Annotated in this window: 7 protein-coding genes; 3 read left to right on the top strand and 4 right to left on the bottom strand. The window is 70.5% G+C overall.

The annotated features are described in order from the left end of the window. Positions 1–281 precede the first annotated feature (281 nt). Positions 282–1,022: a thioredoxin domain-containing protein gene (locus R3E98_10505; GenBank protein MEZ4423834.1), complete on the top strand. Its 741-nt coding sequence runs from the start codon at positions 282–284 to the stop codon at positions 1,020–1,022. A gap of 6 nt (positions 1,023–1,028) precedes the next feature. Here the strand turns inward: R3E98_10505 and R3E98_10500 are convergent, their stop codons facing one another. The 4 genes from R3E98_10500 to R3E98_10485 all read right to left on the bottom strand — a co-directional run bounded on the left by R3E98_10500 (position 1,029) and on the right by R3E98_10485 (position 5,247). Then, positions 1,029–1,841: a methyltransferase domain-containing protein gene (locus tag R3E98_10500; protein ID MEZ4423833.1), complete on the bottom strand. Its 813-nt coding sequence runs from the start codon at positions 1,839–1,841 to the stop codon at positions 1,029–1,031. Positions 1,842–1,937: 96 nt separating this feature from the next. Then, positions 1,938–2,534: a cupin domain-containing protein gene (locus tag R3E98_10495; protein ID MEZ4423832.1), complete on the bottom strand. Its 597-nt coding sequence runs from the start codon at positions 2,532–2,534 to the stop codon at positions 1,938–1,940. Positions 2,535–2,580: 46 nt separating this feature from the next. Beyond that, on the bottom strand, positions 2,581–3,849 hold the full coding sequence (locus tag R3E98_10490; GenBank protein MEZ4423831.1) for an ankyrin repeat domain-containing protein: 1,269 nt from the start codon (positions 3,847–3,849) through the stop codon (positions 2,581–2,583). A gap of 252 nt (positions 3,850–4,101) precedes the next feature. Continuing rightward, positions 4,102–5,247, bottom strand: coding sequence for a sialidase family protein (locus R3E98_10485; GenBank protein MEZ4423830.1), 1,146 nt, complete (start codon positions 5,245–5,247; stop codon positions 4,102–4,104). Between the two features lie 322 nt (positions 5,248–5,569). Here R3E98_10485 and R3E98_10480 point away from each other — a divergent pair, with 322 nt between their 5' ends. Both R3E98_10480 and R3E98_10475 read left to right on the top strand, forming a co-directional pair. Further along, positions 5,570–8,104: a TonB-dependent receptor gene (locus R3E98_10480; GenBank protein MEZ4423829.1), complete on the top strand. Its 2,535-nt coding sequence runs from the start codon at positions 5,570–5,572 to the stop codon at positions 8,102–8,104. 56 nt (positions 8,105–8,160) lie between these two features. Continuing rightward, a complete protein-coding gene (locus tag R3E98_10475) occupies positions 8,161–8,655 on the top strand; it encodes a protein tyrosine phosphatase family protein (protein ID MEZ4423828.1) in 495 nt (164 codons plus the stop codon). Positions 8,656–8,772 lie beyond the last annotated feature (117 nt).

The following is an 8,772-nucleotide window of genomic DNA, read 5'->3' as shown; positions in this document are numbered from 1 at the left end:
CCAGCCCGCGAGGGAAGGGACCCGCGGCGGGCCGTGGGAAGAAGTCGAGTCCAGGGAGAGGCACGCCCGGCCGCTCCGCCGGTGGCGGAGAGACCCGGCCCGGTGGGGGAGAGACCGAGCGAAGCGGCCCGCCGCAACAGGGTCGGCGTCCCCACACACGACGGCGCAGGCCCTGAGGTCGTCCGAGCGTCCCCCGCCGGAGGCGACACCTTCGCCGCGTTGCCGCGTACGATGCGGCAGGAACGGAACCGGGACGGCGTGACGGAGATCGGGGGCCATCGATGGTGGAACGAGGCAGGCAGCGGCGCAGCGGCACGGGCGGGACGCCCAGGAGCTTCTATCTCGGACTCGCGGCGTTGGCCATCGCAGGGGTCGCCTGGGTGGGATGGTCGGTGCTTGGCGGAGGTGCTGCCGGGGCGACCGCCGGTGTGCGTGGCCTCGACTTCCCGGATGCGGAGGCCCTGATGACGGCCGCCCAGGGCGTGGATCTGGGCCCGGCGGACGCCACCGTGCAGGTGATCGTGTTCAGCGACTTCACCTGTCCCGCCTGCAAGGTCTTCAACGAGCGGGTCGAGCCAGGGCTCAAGGCCGAGCTCATCCCGGCGGGTAGGGTGCGCTTGACCTATCACGACTACCCCCTGGACCTGCGCGCCGCCCGCAACGACGGGCATCGTCACGGCTTCGTGGCGGCGCGTGCAGCCCGCTGCGCCGCAGAGCAGGATGCCTTCTGGCCCTATCATGATCTGCTCTTCCAGCGCCAGCAGGCCTGGGCGCTGCGCGCGTCGGCCCCGGCGGACGCATTCAACGACTACGCGGAGGAACTGGCGCTGGACACGGAGGCGTTCGCGGGCTGCCTCGCCAGCGACCGACACGCCGACGTGGTCACCGCCAACCGCGTGCTCGGCGACAGCGTGGGAGTGGGATCCACACCCACCGTGCTGGTGGCCGGGAAGCCGCTGGCGGAGTGGAGCAGCTACGAGGCGCTCAAGGAGATGGTGGAGGCGGAGCTGGCGCGCCGCTGAGGAGCGCTACCCCCGGGCGCGGCCCAGGACCAGGGTGAAAGGGACGACGTAGTCCTGGCCGCGCTCGTATCCGCGCATGCCTTCCGCCACGCGCGCCACGACGGCCTCCTGCACGTCGCCTGGAGCCGCGGTGAACCCCGCAGCCATGGGCGTGGCCGCGACGTGGCGGCGGACGAACTGCGCGCCGCCCGGGATGCGCAGATCCAGACGAGCGTGTGTGGACTCCACGTCCGTCAGTCCCGCGCTCGCCAACAAGGACTCGAGCTCCGCGGCGTCCGTCAACGCGAACGCTGCGTCGAGTCCGCCCGCGACGTCCGGGCCGATCTCCGCTTCGACCGCTCGAACGAGGTGATCGAACCAGGGGCTTTCGGCGCGAGGAGCCCACAGGCTCACCGCCAGCCGGCCCCCGGACTGGAGCACGCGCTTGAGCTCACGAAGCGCGCTGGCTCGGTCCGGGAGGAACTGCAGGACCTGAGCGCCCAGCGCGAGCGTGACCGAGTGGTCCGGCAGCGGGAGCGCCAGAGCGGAGCCCTCGATCCACTCCACCGTGTCCCCGATCGGCGACGTGCGCGCCGCCACGTCGAGCATCCCGGGCTGGACGTCCACGCCGAAGACGTGTCCCGCGCTGCCGACGGCCCGGGCCGCCGCGCGTGTGGCCGCGCCCGTTCCGCAGCCGAGGTCCAGCACGACCTCTCCGGGTCGCGGGACTACCCAGCGGACGAGCGCTTCCGCCGCGGGGCCCAGGATCGTGGGCACGAGCACGGACGCGTAGCGCTCGGCCGCGCCGCCCGCGAGCTGCCATTCCTGTGAGGTCGCCATGCACCGCATCCGGGAGAAGGGGTTCACCCGGAGAGGCGAGAAGCGGGCGAGACGGGGGTCAGGGGTCGGGCAGGGTCGCCGCCAAAGGAGAGAGCCTCACCGCTCCGGGATCGGTGTCCAGCGTTCGTACGGCGCGATTCGGTTCGCCTCTCCCCCCGGCAGCCACAGCACCAACGCCTTGACGGGAACGTCGGACAGGACCCGATGCGTGACCATGTCGCCCGGCTTGACCACGCCCACCATCCCGGGCTCGAGGCGATGCTCTTCGTCGTTGACCACGTGCCCCAGAACGCCTTCGACCACGTAGAAGATCTCCGTGGCTCCGTGCCGGTGCCCGCTCGCTGGATCCGTGCCGACCGGGAAGGTGATCTCGGCCACCTCGAGCTCGGAGGAGCCCAGATTGGATGCGTCCAGGAGCAAGCGGATGGCCGTGCCGTTGGGGAACTCCAGCATGCGAGTGCCGGAGCTGGAGCGCTGGTACTCGCCCGCCTGCTGGGCCGTCACCGGCGTGGCGACCGACAGCGCCGCTCCGACGACCGCGCACGTGAGCGTCCACCTCCGGATCCGCATCATCGCTACCTCCAGCAAACGAGTGCCCGTGCCGCGGATGCGCAGGAGCGCGAGGTCCGTGACCGCCTCGGCGCCACTTCCGGATGCGGGCCGGACCAGCTCCGGCCGAGTCGGCAGCTCCACGGCTGATGGCGCCCCATACGCGAGGTGCGGAACCGGTGTTACGTCCTCACTCCACGCCTCCAGCTGACTGGATGCGTTCCAGCGCCGGCTCGCTCACGAAGATCGGAGCATGGAAGCGGCGGCCCCAGGAGAGCGGGGTCACGCCCCTGTAGTCGTGGCGCGCCGGATCCCCGTGACCGGGGTGCAGGCGCTTCCACAGCGACGCCCGCACGTTGGGATCCGCGCCATGGCCGAGGAGCAGGTCCGCGAACGGCGCCGCCCGGGTCGTACGGCCGCGGTTCATCCAGTAGTTCGGCTGCGAGACCACCGTGTGGAAGAGCGCCGTCCATCCCCCGAAGCCGCTGTGGCCGACAGCCGCTGGGGCGTCGGGATCCATGCCGCGCTCCAGCAGCCAGCGCGCGCTCTCCATCTCGTCGAACTCGATCGCCATGTGGAGCAGCGTGGTCCCGTCCAACGGGGTGCCCGTAGTGGCGTCCAGAGGATCGCCGCATCCCATCTCCGCCGGGTAGATCTCGCGGTGCGCGAACGTGCGGCGGAGCAGACCTGGATCACGACGAAGGTGCTCCTCCAGGAGGTCGAGGCGGCCACGATGCAGCGCCATCGCGGGCGTGTCGGGGAGGCTCAGCCCATGACGTTCGTACAGCTCCAGGATGGCGTGCTTGGCCTCCGGGGCGCGTGCGTCCGTCTCGAGCACGACGTCCACGGGCGCGAGCCGACGTCCGTCCTCGTCCACTACCCGCGCGCCGAGCGCCAGCAAGGCCGCTGTGCTGTCTGCCCGCAGCGTATACGCCGGGCCGCCCAGCGCGTCGTCCGGCACCCGGGGTCGTCCCGCCATGGCGTACAGCATCTCGAACGTCCCGAGTTGCCCTTGCAGCGCCGCGCGGCCGAGGGCCTTCTCCAGGTCTTCGGCCCCGACCGAACGGAGGAAGCGGATGATGTCGTCGCGACCCAGGTTCGCGGCATAGCTCATCGGGGGACCCCAACTGCTGCCGGGGCGCAGCAGCACGGGCTCGTGTAGCAGCGCCGGCCGTCGTGCGATCAAGGCCCGCACGGCACCGAGGTCGTCTTCCCAGATGGCGTTCGCCAGCCGGACGGCGTCCACCAGGTGCGGCCACGTGCTCGCCTGATACCCGCGGGCCAGCACGAGCTGTGCGTCGGAAAGCCGGGTGGTGTCCGGGTCGGGCGGGTGGGGATGGAGCGCAGCGAGCTGCGCGAGCGCCCCCGGATCATGGGACCGGAACGCGGAAAGCAGCTCCTTGGCCTGACGCTTCAGCTGACCGAGGTCGGGGCGAACGGGCAGATGGCGATCGGACACGACGAGCCTCCTCTTGGCGCCCTCGGTCCGCTGTCGTGGGCAGGAGGTTCGCGTCCTGCGGCGTGTGCTGCCTGGGCTCAGGTGGACTCGGTCCTTCCCGCGGACGGGAGGCGCCCTGCGCGCCCGAGGGAAGATCCGCGGTGGTGAGCCCGGCGGCAAGCGGCGGAGCATGTCGGTCCGCGCCGCGTGAGGGACGCTGGGCTCCGGGGCTGTCAGGTCTCGGCGCGCCGGGACGAGCAGCCCCGATTCCGTTCAGCGGCTCAGCCGCAGCCAGGTGAAGCCGTCCCCGCGTTCCGATGCCTGGATGGGCAGGACCGTGGCGAGCGATCCGTCCGCGAGGAACGCGAGCGGGAGGTACTCGCCGGCCGGGTCGCGGGTGCGCGCGTCGCCCTGGCCCTGCCACGCGTCGACGGGCAGCGGCTGCGATTCGGTGAGGAAGGGATGTCCGTCCTCGAGATCGACGATGCCGACGTGCGCGCGAAGCTGCTCGTCCCGTCCCGAGAACCACGACACCGCCAGCCGGTCGTCCGCAGCGGCAGCCAGCAACGGATGGTAGACCGGTTCGGAGCCCTGCAGGATCGGAGACGTCCGCCACGATTGTCCCAGGTCGGTGGAGCGGCTCAGCTCCAGGGCGGTGCCCCGGCTCGTAAGGGCGTACAGCGTGCCGTCGGAGCCCCACGCCAGCGGCTCCACCCACCGCGGCACCGCCGCGGGTGTCGCCCACGGATCGGACCACTCGGCGTGGCTCGGTGGCGCACGTAGCGTCCACGATTCGCCGTCGTCCACGCTGACCGCGATCCAGTCGACGCCCTCGTCCAGACGGTTGCCGGACGCCGAGGCGGGGGAGATCCGAACGGCCACCCGCCCTCCGGGGCCCACCGCGAGGTGGCTGGATCCACCCGCGCCGTGGATCCGCCCGCGGTCCTCCCAGGAGCGGCCCGCATCGTCCGTGGTGACATGACGCACGCCGTCGCCATCGTTCCAGATCACGTGTACGCGCCCGGTCGGTGCGACCGCGATCCAGGGCCGGTCGTCGAAGCGGGTGCGGGAAAGCTCGCGCCACTGCCAGCTGCGGCCGGCGTCGCGACTGATCCCGACCGCCACGTGCGTGCCCGCGCCGGTCGCGCGATCGAAGCCCATCGTCAGGAAGTACAGCGTGCTGTCCGGCCCCACCGCCAGGTCGACGTCCGAGTTGCCGACCGCTCCGTCCTCGGGAGGACCGACGTCCACGCGGGCCCAGCTGCGGCCATCGTCGTCGCTCCGGTACAGATTGGGCGGGTCCGTGGCCTCCTCGGGCGCGCGCGAGTAGCCCGCCACGAACAGCGCCCCGCTCGGATGCTCCACGATCATGGGCTCGCGGAGCGCCTGGCCGTCCAGCACCGCGACCTCCTGCGTCACCTCGAGCGGTCGCCGCTCGCCGTCTGCCTCGGCGAGGGGGGGCTCCGGACGGTCGGAGCAGGCGACAGGCAGGAGTAGACTCGAGAGGAGACCGATGCGGAGGGTCGTCCGCGTCCATCGGGTCCGTCGGGACGATGATGCCATGGGGAAGGCCTTCGGCGTGGTTCCGGGAAGAGAGGCGGCGCCTCATGGTACCCGCTCGATGCCCCCCAGGCACCCGGCGCGGCCCGCCGTGTGCTAGAATGAAGGAGTTGGCGCCCGGACGGACGCCGCCTCCTCCTCGATGGGGGGCGTCCCCTACGATCGTGCACGCTGAACCATCATGCCGACCCCGTCCCTCGACCGTCCTGCCGTCCCGCCTCGGAACGGCGTCCGCCACGCGCGGTTCGCGCCCTCCCGCCCCGGGGTCGCCCTGACGCGCACCCACTCGTTCCGCGCCCTCCGTCCGCTGCTGGGTGGGCTCGTGCTGCTGGGGCTGTCGATCCCGGCGGCTGTCCACGCCCAGGACGGGGCCACCGTCGCGGGTCGGGTGCTCTCCGGTGTGGACGGCGCTCCGGTCGGGCTGGCCACCGTGGTGGTCGAGCGCGCTTCGGCGGGAGACACGGTGCTGGGCGTTCTGGCCGGCCAGGACGGCCGCTTTCTGCTGCGTGGGCTCGCCCCGGCGCGCTACACGGTGCACGTGTCCTTCCCGGGGCTCTTTCCCGAGGCGGTCCCGCTGCTGGTGTCGGAGCTGAACCTCACCTACGACCTGGGGGACGTCACCCTGGCGCCGGTGGGCAGCATCGACGAGCTGCGCGTGACGGTCGAAGCGGTTCGCTCTGCCGGGGTGGAGACCCAGGTGTACCGGATCGCCGACGGTGCGGCGCAGTCGACGGGGTCCCTGCTGGACGCGATGCGGAATCTCCCCGGTGTCACGGTGGACCAGGAAGGCAAGGTCCAGCTCCGCGGCAGCGACCGCGTCGCCGTGCTGATCGATGGGAAGCCGTCGAGCCTCACCGGGTTCGGGAGCCAACGCGGGCTCGACAACGTCCCGGCGGCCAACATCGAGGCCATCGAGATCATCAACAACCCATCCGCCCGCTTCGACGCGGCGGGGATGGCCGGGATCATCAACATCATCTACAAGGAGGAGCGTCAGCTGGGGTGGTCCGGGGACCTGGGGCTCTCTCTGGGTGTGGGACAGCTGACGAAGCAGCGGGCAGACCTCCCCACCGACCTGGGCAGCTACTCCGCCAACGAGAAGATCATCCCCAGCCTCGGCCTGGCGTACAACACGGAGCGGGTCCGGGCCTTCGGATACGGGGAGGTCTACCGCCAGCACGATCTGCCCAACAACGAGTTCACGACGCGCTTCTACGACGACGGCCGGATCATCGATTCGCAGGTGCCGGAGAACCGCGTCCAGACGCACTACATCTTCCGGGGCGGCTCCGACGTGTTGCTGGACGGCGCAAACACGCTCACCCTGTCCGGGATCTGGGATTTCGAGACGCATACGGATCGCGCGCAGGTGCCGTTCCTGCTGGAGCCCACCGGAGAGCGGCTGCGCTATTGGTTCTGGCGGGAGAAGGAGAGCACGGGCTTCGTCAACGTCACCGCCAACTTCAAGCACGCCTTCGCGACGCCCGGTCAGGAACTGGACATCAACCTCCAGTACACGCGGGGCTGGGAGGACGAAGCGTACTTCCTGAACGAGGTCTCGGCGGTACGGGAGGGCACCGACGGCACCCACCTGGAGGCCGTGGAGAACACCGTCCCCCTGACGGTGGACTTCACGTTGCCGTTGGCCAGTGGGCGCCTGGAGCTCGGCACCAAGCTGCAGCGGCGGTGGCTGCCGATCACCTACACCGTGGATCGCGGGGTGCAGAGTGTCATCTACGAGGGCCTCGGCGACGATTCGGACTGGGAGGAGGACCTGTACGCGGCGTATGCCAACCTGGTGCGGATCAAGGAGCGCTATACCCTCGAGGCCGGCCTGCGGGTGGAGCAGACGGGTGTGGAATACCGCATCCCCGAGGAGAACATCTACTACCCGGGCAGTGACGCCTACGACTACCTCGAGCTCTTCCCCAACGTGAAGCTCACGTGGGCGCTGAGCGACCGGAACCGGATGATCGCAGCCTACAACCGCCGCATCGATCGACCCGGCGAACCCGAGCTCCGCATCTTCCCCAAGTACGACGATCCGGAACTGCTGAAGGTCGGCAACCCGTTCCTCCGTCCCCAGCTCACGAACGTGTACGAGCTGGGGTTCGGTCGTTCCTGGGCCGGGGGATCGGTCACGACCTCGCTCTACCGCCGGGACATCTCGGACGCGTTCCTCCGCATCTTCGCCGTCGACTCGTCCGATCCGGACTACGACATCGTCAACAAGATCTACGAGAACGCGGGCAACTCCCATCAGACCGGTGTGGAGGTGCTGGTGCAGCAGCAGGTGGCCCGACCCTGGTTGATCTCGGGCAGCGTGAACTGGTTCACCAACGAGGTGGACGCCCTCGAGACGCTCCTGTACTTCCCCACCCAGCGCCCGTTCTCGCTCGCGTCCTCCAGCCAGGACACCTGGGACCTGACGCTCAACAACCGCCTGCGGGTGGCGGGCGACGGCGAGGTCCAGGTGAGCTACATCCGCTATGGCCGCCGCAACGTCCCGCAGGGCTTCGAGCGGGCGCGCTCCTCGGTGGACGTGTCGGGCAAGTGGCCGCTGGCGGATCAGCGCGCCGAGCTGGTCCTGACGTTCACGGATCTCTTCAACGACTTCGGGATCCAACGTGAGGTCGAAGGCGACGGCTTCACGGCCTTGTACGAGAACTGGCTCGAGACCCAGGTCGCGACCGTGGGGGTACGATGGCGCTTTTGAGAGGGAACGTCCGCGGAGGGATTGCGCTCTCGCTCGTCCTCGGAGGAGGATTCGGCATGCCGGTGGAACGCGCAGCAGGCCAACAGGCGCCTGCACCGCTGGAGACCGTGCGGAACCACCAGGTGGTGACGGAGCGTCTGGCCTCGTCCGGCCAGATCGCGTACGACCAGATCCCGTTGATCCGGGAAGCCGGATACGACGTGGTGATCAACCTGGCCATCGCCGACGAGGCCCGGAACGGCCGTGAGGGCTTCCTGGTGGCGCAGGAGGGCCTCACGTACGTGCACATCCCGGTCGTCTGGGAGGATCCCCAGATCGCCGACGTGAGGATGTTCTTCGACGTGATGCGGGCCAACCAGGGACGGAAGGTCTACGTGCATTGCTTCGCGAACATGCGCGCCTCGGCGTTCGTGTACCTCTACCGCACCCTGGTCGAAGGCGTCCCCGAGCCGGACGCCCGCGCCACGATGAACGCCGTCTGGGATCCGGGAGAGAACGAAGCGTGGGCCCGCCTGGTGGAGCGCGCCCGGCGGGAGCTGGCCGGCGGCTGACGCCGGACGATCTTCCGGTCCGCCCTCCCGCGGACCGGGTTCCAGCCGCGGCGGGCCGCGGCGGCAGGTGACCTCTCCGGGGAGCCGAAGCGCCCCGGGGCGGCGGCCCCGGACCGG

The organism is Gemmatimonadota bacterium (genome assembly GCA_041390125.1).
Lineage (GTDB): Bacteria > Gemmatimonadota > Gemmatimonadetes > Longimicrobiales > Gaopeijiaceae > JAGQIF01.
This window is presented reverse-complemented; position numbering and strand designations above follow the sequence as displayed.

What these genes read in the sequence shown, in the direction of transcription:
- R3E98_10505 (MEZ4423834.1), top strand. Translation starts at nt 282, where the DNA reads ATGGTGGAACGAGGCAGGCAGCGGCGCAGCGGCACGGGCGGGACGCCC.
- R3E98_10480 (MEZ4423829.1), top strand. Translation starts at nt 5,570, where the DNA reads ATGCCGACCCCGTCCCTCGACCGTCCTGCCGTCCCGCCTCGGAACGGC.
- R3E98_10475 (MEZ4423828.1), top strand. Translation starts at nt 8,161, where the DNA reads ATGCCGGTGGAACGCGCAGCAGGCCAACAGGCGCCTGCACCGCTGGAG.
- R3E98_10500 (MEZ4423833.1), bottom strand. Translation starts at nt 1,841, where the DNA reads ATGGCGACCTCACAGGAATGGCAGCTCGCGGGCGGCGCGGCCGAGCGC.